The 14,384-nt window shown below is 69.7% G+C and carries 15 protein-coding genes; 14 read left to right on the plus strand and 1 reads right to left on the minus strand.

The features are described from left to right. Positions 1-300: 300 nt before the first annotated feature. The 14 genes from rpsB (at position 301) to lpxB (ending at position 14,176) form a co-directional block, all read left to right on the plus strand. On the plus strand, positions 301-1,095 hold the full coding sequence (gene rpsB / locus ACFW16_RS15245) for a 30S ribosomal protein S2 (protein WP_380306351.1): 795 nt from the start codon (positions 301-303) through the stop codon (positions 1,093-1,095). 105 nt (positions 1,096-1,200) lie between these two features. Continuing rightward, positions 1,201-2,127, plus strand: a complete 927-nt coding sequence (tsf, locus tag ACFW16_RS15250; protein WP_380306353.1) for a translation elongation factor Ts — start codon at positions 1,201-1,203, stop codon at positions 2,125-2,127. A gap of 40 nt (positions 2,128-2,167) precedes the next feature. After that, entirely contained in the window at positions 2,168-2,893 is a 726-nt protein-coding gene (gene pyrH / locus ACFW16_RS15255; RefSeq protein ID WP_380306355.1) for a UMP kinase, read from the plus strand. A gap of 38 nt (positions 2,894-2,931) precedes the next feature. After that, positions 2,932-3,453, plus strand: a complete 522-nt coding sequence (frr, locus tag ACFW16_RS15260) for a ribosome recycling factor (protein WP_380306550.1) — start codon at positions 2,932-2,934, stop codon at positions 3,451-3,453. 8 nt (positions 3,454-3,461) lie between these two features. Further along, entirely contained in the window at positions 3,462-4,196 is a 735-nt protein-coding gene (locus ACFW16_RS15265; RefSeq protein ID WP_380306357.1) for an isoprenyl transferase, read from the plus strand. Further along, positions 4,186-5,001: a phosphatidate cytidylyltransferase gene (locus ACFW16_RS15270; RefSeq protein WP_380306359.1), complete on the plus strand. Its 816-nt coding sequence runs from the start codon at positions 4,186-4,188 to the stop codon at positions 4,999-5,001. The genes ACFW16_RS15265 and ACFW16_RS15270 overlap by 11 nt, the downstream gene beginning before the upstream one ends. Further along, positions 4,998-6,158 (plus strand): 1-deoxy-D-xylulose-5-phosphate reductoisomerase, encoded by a 1,161-nt coding sequence (locus ACFW16_RS15275; protein WP_380306361.1) that lies wholly within the window; start codon positions 4,998-5,000, stop codon positions 6,156-6,158. The genes ACFW16_RS15270 and ACFW16_RS15275 overlap by 4 nt, the downstream gene beginning before the upstream one ends. Positions 6,159-6,206: 48 nt before the next feature. Then, positions 6,207-7,322: an RIP metalloprotease RseP gene (gene rseP, locus ACFW16_RS15280; RefSeq protein ID WP_380306363.1), complete on the plus strand. Its 1,116-nt coding sequence runs from the start codon at positions 6,207-6,209 to the stop codon at positions 7,320-7,322. Positions 7,323-7,473: 151 nt separating this feature from the next. Continuing rightward, positions 7,474-9,765 carry an outer membrane protein assembly factor BamA gene (gene bamA, locus ACFW16_RS15285; protein ID WP_380306365.1) on the plus strand — a complete coding sequence of 764 codons (2,292 nt, stop codon included), beginning with the start codon at positions 7,474-7,476 and terminating at the stop codon, positions 9,763-9,765. A gap of 124 nt (positions 9,766-9,889) precedes the next feature. Beyond that, positions 9,890-10,912 (plus strand): UDP-3-O-(3-hydroxymyristoyl)glucosamine N-acyltransferase, encoded by a 1,023-nt coding sequence (lpxD, locus tag ACFW16_RS15290; protein WP_380306367.1) that lies wholly within the window; start codon positions 9,890-9,892, stop codon positions 10,910-10,912. Between the two features lies 1 nt (position 10,913). Continuing rightward, positions 10,914-11,387: a 3-hydroxyacyl-ACP dehydratase FabZ gene (gene fabZ, locus ACFW16_RS15295; protein WP_380306369.1), complete on the plus strand. Its 474-nt coding sequence runs from the start codon at positions 10,914-10,916 to the stop codon at positions 11,385-11,387. Then, a complete protein-coding gene (gene lpxA, locus ACFW16_RS15300; protein ID WP_380306371.1) occupies positions 11,384-12,193 on the plus strand; it encodes an acyl-ACP--UDP-N-acetylglucosamine O-acyltransferase in 810 nt (269 codons plus the stop codon). Before fabZ ends, lpxA begins: the two co-directional genes overlap by 4 nt. Next, on the plus strand, positions 12,183-13,010 hold the full coding sequence (locus tag ACFW16_RS15305) for an LpxI family protein (protein ID WP_380306373.1): 828 nt from the start codon (positions 12,183-12,185) through the stop codon (positions 13,008-13,010). Before lpxA ends, ACFW16_RS15305 begins: the two co-directional genes overlap by 11 nt. Next, positions 13,010-14,176 (plus strand): lipid-A-disaccharide synthase, encoded by a 1,167-nt coding sequence (lpxB, locus tag ACFW16_RS15310; protein WP_380306375.1) that lies wholly within the window; start codon positions 13,010-13,012, stop codon positions 14,174-14,176. The genes ACFW16_RS15305 and lpxB overlap by 1 nt, the downstream gene beginning before the upstream one ends. Before the next feature lie 10 nt (positions 14,177-14,186). On the opposite strand, the gene ACFW16_RS15315 is transcribed toward lpxB, so the two are convergent. Beyond that, on the minus strand, positions 14,187-14,324 hold the full coding sequence (locus ACFW16_RS15315) for a hypothetical protein (RefSeq protein WP_186002474.1): 138 nt from the start codon (positions 14,322-14,324) through the stop codon (positions 14,187-14,189). Positions 14,325-14,384: the final 60 nt, after the last annotated feature.

Consider the following 14,384-nt stretch of genomic DNA (forward strand, 5'->3'; position numbering starts at 1 on the left):
TTTTTTTTTTACTCTCCGCGTGGGGGGGCGGCGCCGGGGGGGGGCCGCGGGCGCGGGGCCCCCCCCCGCCGCGGGGGGTGTTTGTATCCCCCCCCCACCACAAACCCACCCCCCCCCCCGACTTGCATTTCCCGGGCGCAGGGCGTATCAACCGCGCCGTCGTCAATCCCACACGCGGGCATCGCGGCCTGCCACGGCAGTGGCTTGGTCGCTCCGGTGCCTTTCGCCATATCCGCAATCCGCGGTGCGGCGGGAGGCAAGGCCCGCGGCGGAACAACCGGAAAAAGGACCTTCCGACCCATGGCTACGCCGACCTTCACCATGCGCCAGCTCCTCGAAGCCGGCGCGCATTTCGGCCACCACACCCGCCGCTGGAACCCGAAGATGGCGCCGTTCATCTTCGGCGTGCGCAACGGCGTGCACATCATCGACCTCGAGCAGACCGTGCCGATGCTGCACCGGGCGCTCGACGCGGTCCGCGACGTCGTCGCCAATGGCGGCCGCGTCCTCTTCGTCGGCACCAAGCGCCAGGCGCAGGACAAGATCGCCGACGGGGCCAAGCGCTGCGGCCAGTACTACGTCAACCACCGCTGGCTCGGCGGCATGCTGACCAACTGGAAGACGGTGTCGCAGTCGATCCGCCGCCTGAAGGAGATGGACGAGCAGCTCGCCCAGGGCGCGGTCGGCCTGACCAAGAAGGAGCAGCTGACCCTGACCCGCGAGCGCGACAAGCTCGAAAAGGCGCTGGGCGGCATCCGGGACATGGGCGGCCTGCCCGACATCCTGGTGATCATCGACACCAACAAGGAATCGATCGCGGTCCTGGAAGCCGCGAAGCTCGGCATTCCGGTCGTGGCCGTGCTCGACAGCAACTCCAGCCCCGACGGCATCACCTTCCCGGTGCCGGGCAATGACGACGCGCTGCGCGCGATCGAGCTCTACTGCGAGCTGTTCTCCGGCGCGGTCATCTCCGGCATCCAGGCCGAGATGAGCGCGAGCGGCGCCGATGTCGGCGCGATGGAGGAAGCCCCGGCCGAGGAGGCACTGCCGCCGCCGGCGGCCGAGACCGGCGAGGCGGAACAGCCGGCCGCCTGAGCCGAGAGCGAACCAGGGGCGGCCCAGAAAGCCGCCCCTTTCTGTCGATGAGGGTGCCTGCGACCGGTGGGGCGCGGCGCCGAACGAACGGAATGCGAGGACGATATGGCGGAGATCACCGCAGCGCTGGTGAAGGAGCTTCGTGAGAAGACCGGCGCCGGCATGATGGATTGCAAGAAGGCGCTGGGCGAGAGCGGTGGCGACCTGGAGGCCGCGGTCGACTGGCTGCGCAAGAAGGGCCTGGCGGCTGCCGCCAAGAAGGCCGGCCGCGTCGCCGCCGAGGGCCTGGTCGGCGCCGCCGTCGAGGGCACCCGCGGTGCGCTGGTCGAGGTCAATTCCGAGACCGACTTCGTGTCGCGCAACGACAAGTTCCAGGGCCTGGTCTCGACCCTGGCCGGCCTCGCCCTTGCGGCGAACGGCGATGTCGAGGCGCTGGCCGCCAGCGCTTATCCCGGCACCGGCCGCACCGCCGCCGAGGAGGTGACGCACCTGGTCGCCACCATCGGCGAGAACATCAGCCTGCGCCGCAGCGCCGCCCTGTCGGTGTCGGACGGCGTCGTCGCCGCCTATATCCACAGCCCGGTCGCCCCGGGCCTGGGCAAGATCGGCGTGCTGGTGGCGCTGGAATCGACCGGCGACAAGGCCAAGCTCGAAGCCTTCGGCAAGCAGGTCGCGATGCATGTCGCGGCGGCCCGGCCGGACGCGCTGCACATCGCCGATGTCGACGCCAGCAACCTGGAGCGCGAGCGCGCCGTGCTGGTCGAGCAGGCCCGCGCCAGCGGCAAGCCCGAGGCGATCATCGAGAAGATGGTCGAGGGCCGGATTCGCAAGTACTACGAGGAAGTGGTGCTGCACGAGCAGGTCTGGGTGCTGGACGGCGAGACCAAGGTCCGCGCGGCGATCGAGGCTGCGGCCAAGGATGCCGGCGCCCCGGTCGCGGTGACCGGCTTCGTCCGCTTCGTGCTCGGCGAGGGCATCGAGAAGGACCAGGGCGACTTCGCGGCGGAAGTGGCGGCCACGCTGGGCCGCTGAACCGGAACCAGATCGGCGGCGCTGAGGGGAGTGGAGCGACATGGCGAAGGCGGCCCAGTATCGACGGGTGCTGTTGAAGATTTCCGGGGAAGCCCTGATGGGCGACCAGGACTACGGCATCGACCCGAAGATCGTGGGGCGCATCGCCGATGACGTCGCGCAGGTCCACGCCCTCGGCGTCGAGATCTGCATGGTGGTCGGCGGCGGCAACATCTTCCGCGGCATCAGCGGCGCCGCCTCCGGCATCGAGCGCGCCACCGCCGACTACATGGGCATGCTGGCCACGGTGATGAACGGCCTGGCGCTGCAGAGCGCCTGCGAGCACAAGGGCCTGCACACCCGCGTGGTCTCGGCCATCCCGATGCAGACGGTGTGCGAGCCCTATATCCGTCGCCGGGCGATCCGGCACATGGAGAAGGGCCGCGTCGTCATCTTCGTCGCCGGCACCGGCAACCCGTTTTTCACCACCGACACCGGCGCCGCGTTGCGGGCCTCCGAGATGGGCTGCGACGCCATGCTCATGGGCAAGCAGGTCGACGGCGTCTACGACGCCGACCCGCTCAGGGTCGCCGGGGCCAAGCGCTTCGATCGCTTGACCTATATGGACGTGCTGGCGAAAGATCTCCGCGTCATGGATCATGCGGCGATCTCGCTGGCCCGTGAGAACAAGATCCCGATCCTGGTCTTCTCCATCAACGAGCATGGCGCGTTCGCGGAGGTGGTCGCAGGGCAGGGACGCTACACCATCGTGACCGAGGAGGGCTGAGCGTGGCCAAAGCCGATCTCGACGACATCTCCCGCCGCATGGCGGGTGCTCTGGAGTCCCTGCGCAAGGATCTTGCCGGTCTGCGCACCGGCCGCGCCAGCATCAGCCTGCTCGAGCCGATCACGGTCGACGTCTACGGCGCCCAGATGCCGCTGAACCAGGTCGGCACCATCGGCGTGCCGGAGCCGCGGATGCTGACGGTGACCGTCTGGGACCGCAGCGCGGTCAAATCGGTGGAGAAGGCGATCCGCGATTCCGGCCTGGGCCTGAACCCGCAGACCGAAGGCCAGACCGTCCGCGTACCGCTGCCGGAGTTGAGCGAGGAGCGCCGGCGCGAGCTGACCAAGGTCGCCGGCAAATACGCCGAGGCCGCCCGCGTCGCGGTGCGCAACGTCCGCCGCGACGGCATGGACGCGCTGAAGCGGGCCGAGAAGGACCACGAGATCTCCGAGGACGAGCACAAGCGCCTGGCCGACAAGATCCAGGGCCTGACCGACGCCCGCATCCGCGAGATCGACGACGTGGCGGCGCAGAAGGAAAAAGAAATCCTCCAGGTCTGAGCACCGGGATGCACCGTTTCGCCCCCAAGGCCGAGGACCAGCCCGCGCTCCATGTCGCGATCATCATGGACGGCAACGGCCGCTGGGCGACCGCCCAGGGCCTGCCGCGCGCGATCGGCCATCGCCAGGGTGTCCACGCCGTCCAGCGGACCATCGACGCCGCGATCGCGCTCGACGTCGGCTACCTGACGCTGTTCGGCTTCTCGACCGAGAACTGGCGCCGGCCGATCCTCGAGGTCGGCGAGCTGATGAAGCTGCTGCGCTTCTTCCTGCGCGGCGAGCTCAAGGCCCTGCACAAGAAGGGCGTGCGGCTGCGCTTCATCGGCGACCGCGGCCGGCTGGCCCCGGACATCGTCGATCTCCTGGCCGAGAGCGAGACGCTGACCCAGGACAACACCCGCCTCAACCTCACCGTCGCGCTCAGCTATGGCGCCCGGCAGGAGATCAGCGAGGCGGCGCGCCGGCTGGCGCGCGAGGTCGCGTCGGGCGCCCTGTCGCCGGAGGCGATCGACGAGCGGCTGTTCGCCGACCGCCTGTTCACCGCCGACCTGCCCGACCCCGACCTGATCATCCGCACCAGCGGCGAGCAGCGGATCAGCAACTTCCTGCTGTGGCAGGCGGCCTATGCCGAGCTGGTCTTCGTCGACACGCTGTGGCCGGATTTCGGCCATGCCGACCTGGAGTCCGCCCTCGCCGAGTTCCGGCGACGGGAACGTCGTTATGGCGCTGTCGGTGGCCAATAGCCCTCAAGCGAAGCGCAGCAACCTCTCGCTGCGGATCCTCTCCAGCCTCGTTCTCGGACCGCTGATCCTCGCCGCCGTCTATGTAGGCCGATGGGAGTTCGCGGTGATCGTCGCGCTGCTCGGCGTGCTCGGGGTCGACGAATGGCTGCGGCTGGTGCTGCGGCGGCGGCCGCCCGGCTGGGTCCGGGTGTCCGCCGGCCTCGGAATTCTCGCCGTGACCGTCGCCACAGGCTGCGCCGGCGCCGTCGCCGGCCTGATCGTGCTGGCCGCGGCGACGGCGGCCTTCGACGTCGCCGTCAACCTGCGCCTCGGCACGCCCGGCCGGATGCCGGCGCTGGGGCTGCCCTATCTCGGCCTGACGGTGGTCGCGCTGCTGCATCTGCGCCAGGATGGCTGGCAGCCGGTGATCTGGCTGCTGCTGGTGGTCTGGGCCACGGATATCGGCGGCTACATCTTCGGCCGCTGGATCGGCGGGCCCAGGCTGGCGCCGCGGCTGAGCCCGAAGAAGACCTGGGCCGGGCTGATCGGCGGGGCCGGCCTGGCGGCCGTGGCCGGCGCCGCCGCGATCGCGGTGCTGCACCGCGCCGGTGCGGCGATCCTCGCCGTCCCCGGTGCCGCGCTGCTCGCCCTGGTGGCGCAGGCCGGGGACCTCGCCGAATCCGCGGTCAAGCGCCACTACGGCGTCAAGGACAGCGGCGATCTGATCCCCGGCCATGGCGGCGTGCTAGACCGGATCGACGGCCTGCTGGCCGCGGCGCCGTTTTTCGCCCTGTTCACAGCCCTTTTGGATGCGTCTTTCAGATGATCTCGGCCCCATCCCCGGAGGCTCCGCGCTCCGTCACCATCCTCGGCGCCACCGGTTCGGTCGGCGCCAGCACCGTCGACCTCATCGGCCGGTCGCCGGAGCGCTTCACGGTCGAGGCGGTGACGGCCAACAGGGATGCGGAGCGGCTGGCGGCGATCGCCCGGCAGCTCGGCGCCCGCTACGCCGCCGTGGCGGACGAGGCGGCCTATCCGGCGCTGAAGGCCGCCCTGTCCGGCAGCGGCATCGAGGCCGCGGGCGGCGCGGAGGCGGTGGTGGCGGCTGCGGCCCGGCCGGCGGAATGGGTGATGGGCGCGATCGTCGGCGCCGCCGGCCTGCAGCCGATCCTGACCGCGATCCGGCGCGGCGCCATGGTCGCCTTCGCCAACAAGGAGTGCCTGGTCTGCGCCGGCGAGCTGATGATGGCCGAGGTGCGGCGGCACGGCGCCACGCTGCTGCCGGTGGACAGCGAGCACAACGCCATCTTCCAGGTGTTCCAGCCCGGCGAGAAGGTGCGGCGGCTGATCCTGACCGCCTCCGGCGGACCGTTCCGGGAATGGAGCCGCGAGCGCATGGCGGCGGCCACGCCGGCCCAGGCGGTGGCGCATCCGAACTGGAGCATGGGCGCCAAGATCTCGGTCGACAGCGCCACCCTGATGAACAAGGGGCTCGAGCTGATCGAGGCGTCGCACCTCTTCGCCATGCCGGAGGACCGGATCGAGATCGTGGTCCATCCGCAGTCGGTGATCCACAGTCTGGTCGACTACGCCGACGGCTCGGTGCTGGCCCAGCTGGGGGTGCCCGACATGCGGGTGCCGATCGCCTACACCCTGGCCTGGCCGGAGCGGATGGAGACGCCCTGCGCCGCGCTGGACCTGGCCCGGATCGCCCGGCTGGACTTCCAGCACCCGGACCCCGAGCGGTTCCCGGCGCTGCGGCTGACCCGGGAGTGCCTGCGGCAGGGCGGCTCGGCCGCGACCGTGCTGAACGCCGCCAACGAGGTGGCGGTGGCGGCGTTCCTGGAGGGGCGGATCGGCTTCCTCGACATCGAGCGCATCGTCGAAGGCACCCTTGCCATGATTCCGGCACAAGCTGTGGCGACTCTGGACGAGGTGTTCGCCATCGACGCAGAGGCGCGACGGCGCGCCTCTGCGCTTTGAATTCGCGGGCGAGCGGGCCTACATAGGCCCTCTGGCCGAGAGGACCATATGACGCTGTTCACCTATCTGATCCCGTTCCTGGTCGTGCTGACCGTCCTCGTCTTCGTGCACGAGTTCGGCCACTACTGGGTCGCCCGCCGCAACGGGGTGCGGGTCGAGACCTTCTCGATCGGCTTCGGGCCGGAGCTGTTCGGCTTCAACGACCGGCACGGCACCCGCTGGAAGTTCAGCGTCGTGCCGCTCGGCGGCTACGTGAAGATGTTCGGCGACGCCGACGCGGCGTCCAGCCCGGCGAGCGCGGCGCTGGACGGCATGAACGAAGACCAGCGGGCGGTGTCGTTCCACCACAAGCCGGTGGGCCAGCGCGCCGCCATCGCCGCCGCCGGGCCGATCGCGAATTTCCTGTTCTCGATCGTCGCCCTGTTCTTCCTGTTCCTGATCGGCGGCCATCCCTTCCCGCCGGCGGTGGTGGGCGATGTCTCGGCCGGCGGCGCCGCGGCCGAGGCCGGGGTCCGGTCGGGGGACCGGATCACCAGCATCGACGGCACTGCGGTCGACCGCTTCGCCGAGCTCGGCATCGCGGTCCGCAACGGCGGCGGCAAGGCCGTGACGATCGGCATCGACCGCGACGGCGAGGCGCTGAGCTTCGCCCTGACCCCGCGGCAGGAGACGGTGCCGACGACCGATGGCGGTTCGGCCACCATCTGGCGCCTCGGCATCGCCGCCGACACCGGGCCCTATGGCGTCGCCGAAGCGGCGCGGATGTCGGTCAGCGAGAGCTGGGAGATCGTGTCGATGACCGCCTCGGCGCTCGGCCAGATGGTCTCCGGCCAGCGCGGCACCGAGGATCTCGGCGGCCCGATCCGCATCGCCCAGATGTCGGGCGAGGTCTACCAGGTCGGCATCGTGGCGCTGCTCTGGTTCATGGCGATCCTGTCGATCAATCTCGGCCTGATCAACCTGGTGCCGATCCCGATGCTGGACGGCGGCCACCTGCTGTTCTGCGCGATCGAGGCGCTCCGCGGCCGTCCGCTCGGCGCGCGCGCCCAAGAATACGGTTTCCGCCTTGGGCTTGCTTTGGTATTAACCCTGATGCTCTTCGCGACCTGGAACGACCTGGTCCAACTCAAGGTAGTGGCCTTTTTCAAAGGCTTGGTGTCCTGAGCCGGGACGTGTTACCGGATCGCGGCGGGGGTGACTCGCCGGGATCCGCAGCCGCTGACGCTGGGGGCGGCGGTCGTTCGTCAAACCTCTCGCGCCCGGTCTGTCGGGGGCGAAAGGCATGGGTGTGAGTTTGAGGGGAAAGCAGAAACCGATGTCGACCGTGACCTCCCGACTCTGGCTCGCGGCCGTGGCGGCTGTCGCTCTTGGTACCGCGCCCATGGCGGCGCCGGCGCAGACCCGCGGCGGAGGGACCATCGCCGACGTCAAGGTCGAGGGGTCGCAGCGGATCGAGCCCGCCACCGTGATCTCCTACATGGCGATCAAGCCGGGTGACGACTACAGCGACCGCGGCGTCGACGAATCCGTCAAGAGCCTGTTCGCGACCGGCCTGTTCTCCAACGTCCAGATCCGGCGCGAGGGATCGAGCCTGGTGGTGGTCGTCGAGGAGAACCCGATCATCAACGAGATCGCGTTCGAGGGGAACGACCGCTTCGACGACACCAAGCTGACGGCGGAGATCGAGGGGCGCCCGCGGCAGGTCTACACCCGGACCAAGGCGCAGAGCGACGCCGACCGCATCCAGCAGCTCTACCGCCGCAGCGGCCGCTTCGCCGTCGCGGTCGAGCCGAAGATCATCCAGCTCGACCAGAATCGCGTGAACCTGGTGTTCGAGATCCGCGAGGGCGATCTGGCCAAGATCGAGCGGATCAACTTCGTCGGCAACCGCGCCTTCTCCAACGGCGAGCTGCGCGACGAGATCCTGACCAAGGAGACCGAGTGGTGGAACATCCTCGCCTCCAACGACACCTATGACCCGGATCGCCTGGCGGTCGACCAGGAGATGCTGCGCCGCTTCTACCTGAACCGCGGCTACGCCGATTTCCGCGTGGTCTCGGCGGTGTCGGAGCTGGCGCCGGACGGCGAAGGCTTCTTCATCACCTTCACGGTCGACGAGGGCGAGCGCTACAAGTTCGGCAAGATCGACGTCAACAGCGCCCTGCCGGGCGTGACGCCGGAGGAGCTGCAGACCGTCATCGTCAGCCACGAAGGCGACTGGTATTCCAGCAAGTCGGTCGAGGATACGATCCAGGCCCTGACGACCTATCTCGGCGACCGGCAATACGCCTTCGTCGACATCCAGCCCTCGGTGCAGCGCAATCGCGAAGAGAAGCTGATCGCGATCACCTACGAGATCTCCGAAGGCCCGCGCGTCTTCGTCGAGCGCATCGACATCAGCGGCAACGTCCGCACCGCGGACGAGGTGATCCGCCGCGAGTTCGAGCTGGCCGAAGGCGACCCGTTCAACGCCTCGCGGCTCAAGAAGTCCGAGACCAACATCCGCAACCTCGGTTTCTTCAGCAAGGTCGACATCAAGCCGACCCCGGGGACGGCCCCGGACCAGACGGTGATCCAGGCCGCCGTGGCCGAACAGTCGACCGGCGAACTGCAGCTCGGCGTCGGCTACTCGACCAGCGACGGTCCGCTCGGCGACGTCACCATCCGCGAGCGCAACCTGCTCGGCCGCGGCCAGGACCTGCGGCTGTCGACCTCGCTCAGCGGCGTGTCCTCGCAGATCGACCTGAGCTTCACCGAGCCGTATTTCCTCGGCCGCAACCTCGCGGCGGGCGTCGACCTGTTCCGGACCACCCGCGACAACCAGAGCTTCAGCTCCTACGACGAAACCAACACCGGCTTCGCGCTGCGCATGGGCTATCCGCTGAGCGAGAACCTGCGGCAGACCCTGCGCTACCGCCTGAACTACCGGCAGATCTCGGACGTCAGCGACGACGCGTCGCGCTTCATCAGGGAGCAGGAGGGCAACACGCTGTCCTCCGCGGTGCAGCAGACCCTGACCTATGACCGGCTGGACAGCCGCATCAACCCGACCGACGGCTACCGCATCACGCTCTCGAACGAGGTCGCGGGCCTCGGCGGCGACGTGCACTACTTCAAGACCCAGCTCAGCGCCGACTGGTACTACCCGGTCACCGACTCCATGGTGCTGAACATCGGCGGCCAGGTCGGCAACATCTTCGGCCTCGGCGAGGACGTCCGGATCAACGACCGCTTCTTCCTGGGCGGCAACTCGTTCCGCGGCTTCCAGACCGGCGGCATCGGCCCGCGCGACCTCAATTCCGACGACAAGGACGCGCTGGGCGGCAACAATTTCGCCCTCGGCACCGTCGAACTCAGCTTCCCGCTCGGCCTGCCCAGCGAATTCGCCCTGCAGGGCCACGCCTTCAGCGATTTCGGCACGCTGTGGGGGTCGGACGATCACGGCGCCGGCATCGTCGACGACACGGCGCTTCGCGCCTCGGCCGGCGTCGGCGTGTCCTGGGCCTCGCCCTTCGGGCCGATCCGCCTCGACTACGCCTATCCCTTCGCCAAGCGCGACTACGACAAGCAGGAGCAGTTGCACATCAGCTTCGGCACGAGATTCTGATTGGCGGCACCCGTCCGCTTCCGCGGTCGCCCGACTATCCGCGGCGCCGGCGAAGGCCGGCGCCGCTTTCGTTGATCGGTGCGGGATCGCCGCCGCCCGCCAGCCGTGAACAGAGAGTGCGTCCATGCCCGATCCGCGATTCTTTCGCAGCGCCGGTCCGTTCCCGCTCGGTCGCCTCGCCGAGATCGCCGGCGCGACCCTGGCGCAGGGGGCTGACCCGGACCGGCCGATCGCCAGCGTCGCGCCGCTCGACGCGGCCGGCCCGGACGACATCAGCTTCCTCGACAACCGCAAATATGTCGACGCCTTCGCCGCCAGCAAGGCCGGCGCCTGCGTGGTCGCCCCGGCCCTGGCCGACCGGGCGCCGGCCGGCATGGCGCTGCTGCTGACGCCCAAGCCCTACAAGGGCTATGCGCTGATCGCCCAGGCCTTCTTCCCGGCGCCGCTGGCGCGCCCCGGCATCGCGGCCTCTGCGACGGTCGACCCGGCGGCCAGGATCGGCGAAGGGGTCGAGATCGGGCCCGGCGCCGTGGTCGAGGCCGGGGCCGAGATCGGATCCTTCTGCCGGATCGGCCCGAACGCCGTGGTCGGCGCCGGCGTGGTGCTGGGCGACCGCAGCGTGATCGGGGCGGGGGCATCGCTCAGCCATTGCCTCGTCGGCGCGCGGGTCACGATCTATCCCGGTGCCCGCATCGGCCAGGACGGCTTCGGCTTCGCCATGGACGCCGAGGGCCATGTCCGCCTGCCGCAGCTGGGCCGCGTCATCATCGAGGACGATGTCGAGGTCGGCGCCAACTCCACCATCGACCGCGGGGCCGGTCCGGACACGGTGATCGGCCGGGGGGCGATGATTGATAATCTGGTGCAGATCGGGCACAACGTGCAGGTCGGACGAGGCGCCGTCATCGTCGCGCAGGCAGGCGTGGCGGGGAGCACCAAGTTGGGCGATTTCGCCGTTCTGGCTGCCAAGGCTGGTGTCGCGGGCCATCTCACCATTGGTGCAGGGGCTAAGATCGCCGCGAATGCGGGGGTGATGCGCGACGTCGACCCCGGTGCGGAGGTGGTGGGCGCCCCCGCGATCCCGAAGCGGCAGTTTTTCCGGCAGCAGGTCATGCTAGCGCGTCTAGCCGAAGGGAAGGGCGACTGAGATGGACGGAGCCGCCGGCGACAAGAAGAACGTGTCGCAGCTGGACATCCTCAAGATCATGGAGATGATCCCGCACCGCTATCCGATGATCCTGGTGGATCGCGTGATCGATGTGGTGCCGGACGAGAGTTGCACCGGGATCAAGAACGTCACCATCAACGAGGGCTTCTTCCAGGGCCACTTCCCGCGTTACCCGGTGATGCCGGGCGTGATGATCGTCGAATCCATGGCCCAGACAGCGGCCGTGCTGGTGGTCGCGACGCTGGGCGAGAGCGCCAAGGGCAAGCTGGTCTATTTCATGACCGTCGACAGCGCCCGCTTCCGCCGGCCGGTGACGCCGGGCGACAGCCTCCGCGTTCACGTCCGCAAGCTGCACCAGCGCCGCAACGTCTGGAAGTTCGCAGGCGAGGTGAAGGTCGACGGCACGCTGGTGGCAGAGGCCGAATTCGCCGCCATGATCATGGACGATCTATGAGTTCTGTTACCATCCATCCGATGGCGCTGGTCGACCCCGCGGCGAAGCTCGGGGCCGGCGTCAAGATCGGTCCGTTCTGCACCGTCGGCCCCGATGTGGAGCTGGGTGACGAGGTCGAGCTGATCTCGCATGTCGTGGTCGCCGGCCGCACCAGCATCGGCCCGAAGACGAAGGTGTTTCCCTTCGTCTCGCTCGGCCTGCCGCCCCAGGACCTGAAATTCTCCGGCGAGAAATCGCAGCTGATCATCGGCGCCAACAACGTGATCCGCGAGCACGTGACCATGAATCCGGGCACGCGCGGCGACAAGATGAAGACCGTGGTCGGCGACAACTGCATGTTCATGGTGAACACGCATGTCGCCCATGACTGCATCCTCGGCAGCCATATCATCATGGCCAACAACGCCGTGCTGGCCGGCCATGTGACGATCGAGGACCACGTCATCATCGGCGGCAACAGCGCCATCCACCAGCACCTGCGGCTGGGGGCCCACAGCTTCGTCGGCGGCATGACGCCGGTGCGCAACGACATCATCCCCTTCGGCCTGGCGATCGGCGAGACCGCGACGCTGAACGGGCTGAACCTGGTCGGGCTGAAGCGGCGCGGCTTCAACAAGCCGCAGATCCAGTCGCTGCTGGCCGCCTACCGCACGCTGTTCGACGGCGAGGGGCAGTTCGCCGAACGCATCGAGACGACGCGGCAGAAATTCGGCGACAACGAGGTGGTGCAGCGCATCCTGGCCTTCATCGACGCCGATTCCGGCCGCAACGTGATGCAGCCGGCCCGCCGACGGCATGCCGGATAAGCTCGGCATTCTCGCCGCCGCGGGCCCGCTGCCCGGGCGGCTGGTCGAGGCGTGCCGCCGGGCCGGGCGGGATTTCGTCGTCGTGGCCTATCGCGGCATGACCGACCCGGCCCTGGTCGAGGGCGGCGGGGTGCCGCATTTCTGGACCCGGCTGGGCGCCGCCGGCCGCTGGATCGACGAGCTGAAGCGCCAGGGCGCCCACACGCTGTGCCCGGTCGGCAACATCCGCCGGCCGAGCCTGTTCGAGCTGATGCCGGACTTCAAGGCGGTGCGGATCCTGACCCGCATCGGCTTTTCCTCGCTCGGCGACGACGCGCTGCTGACGGCGCTGCGCCGGGTGCTGCAGGAGGAGGGGTTCCACCTCGTCGCCCTGCACGAGGTGATCGACGACTTCCTGGCCCGGCCCGGCCTGCTGACCAGGACTGCACCGGACGAGATGGGCCGGGCCGACATCGCCAAGGCGCGCGAGATCGCGCGCGAGATCGGCCGGCTCGACATCGGCCAAGGCGCGGTGGTGCAGCACGGCTACGTCCTGGCGGTCGAGGCGGCAGAGGGCACCGACGCGATGCTGCGCCGTTGCGGCCCGTTGGCCCGGCCCGGCCCCGGCGGCGTGCTGGTCAAGGCCAAGAAGCCGCAGCAGGACGTGCGGCTGGACCCGCCGACGATCGGCGTCACCACGGTCGAGCTCGCCGCCGCCGCCGGGCTGCGCGGCATCGTGGTCGAGGCCGGCGGCGCCATGATCATCGACGCCGAGGCGGTGCGGCAGGCGGCCGACCGGCACGGCCTTTTCGTGCTCTGCCTGGCGGAGGGCGAGTGATGGCGCCCCACGTCTTCCTGGTGGCGACCGAGCCCTCGGGCGACCTGATGGGTGCCAGCCTGATGTCCGCGCTGAAGCGGCGCTGCGGCGACGGCGTGCGCTTCAGCGGCGTCGGCGGCGCCCGGATGGCGGCGGAGGGGCTGGACAGCCTGTTCCCGCTGGCCGACATCGCGGTGATGGGCGCGGTCGAGCTGGTGCCGCAGCTGCCGCGGCTGTTCGATCGGATCCGCCGCACCGCCGAGGCGGCGCTGGCGGCGAAGCCGGACGCGATGGTGTCGATCGACGGGCTGGCCTTCAACGCCCGGGTCGCGGCCCGGCTGGCGGACCGGACTTTCCCGATCGTCCATTTCGTCGCCCCCAAGGTCTGGGCCTGGCGGCCGGGCCGGGCGCGCAAGCTGGCGAAGCTCATCGACCATCTGATGGTGCAACTGCCGTTCGAGCCGCCCTGGTTCGAGCGCCACGGCCTGCCCACCACCTATGTCGGCCACCCGATCATCGAGACCGCGGCCGGGCAGGGCGACGGCGCCCGGTTCCGGCAGACGCACGGCATCGCCCCGGACGCCAGGCTGCTGACCGTGCTGCCCGGCAGCCGGCGCGGCGAGATCCAGCGGCTGTTGCCGGTGTTCGGTGAGACGGTGCGGGCGTTGGCGTCGCGGCATCCCGGGCTGCGCCTGGCCATGCCCACGGTCGACACGGTGGTGGCGCCGGTGCGCAACGCAGTCGCGTCCTGGCCCGGCGAGCCGATCGTGATCGAGGGCGACGCCGAGAAATACGATGCTTTCGCCGCCAGCGACGCCGCGCTCGCCGCCTCCGGCACGGTGGCGCTGGAGCTGGGCCTGGCCCGGGTGCCGAGCGTCATCGCCTATCGCGTCAACCCGCTCTCGGCCTTCGTCGTGCGGCGCATGCTCACGACCCGATACGCCAACCTGGTCAATATCATGCTGGACCGCCCGGCGGTGCCGGAGCTGCTGCAGGAGAACTGCACGGCGGAGAAGCTGACCGCCGCGATCGACACGCTGCTGACCGATCCGGCGGCCGTTGCCGCCCAGCGGGCGGCTTATGACGAGGTGGCGCGGATGATGCTGCTGCCCGATGGTGCCGTGCCGGGCGACCGGGCGGCGCAGGTGGTGCTCGACGTGATTCGCCAGGGGCGGCGCCGGACCTGACGCCGACCGGTCAGCAGTTGCCCTTCTTGGCCTGTCCCGGCGGGCAGAAATTGTTGCCGTAGCCGCCGCGCGGATGGCCATCCCCGGCATAGACGCAGCCGCTCACCAGGCCCGCCGCGACCAATAGCAGACAGATCAGCTTTGTCATGGCGACTCTCCGCGGCGACGCCGGATGGCGATGCACCGTCAAGGCCGGAGTCCGGGATTT

The organism is Inquilinus sp. NPDC058860 (assembly GCF_042743185.1).
Taxonomy (GTDB): domain Bacteria; phylum Pseudomonadota; class Alphaproteobacteria; order DSM-16000; family Inquilinaceae; genus Inquilinus.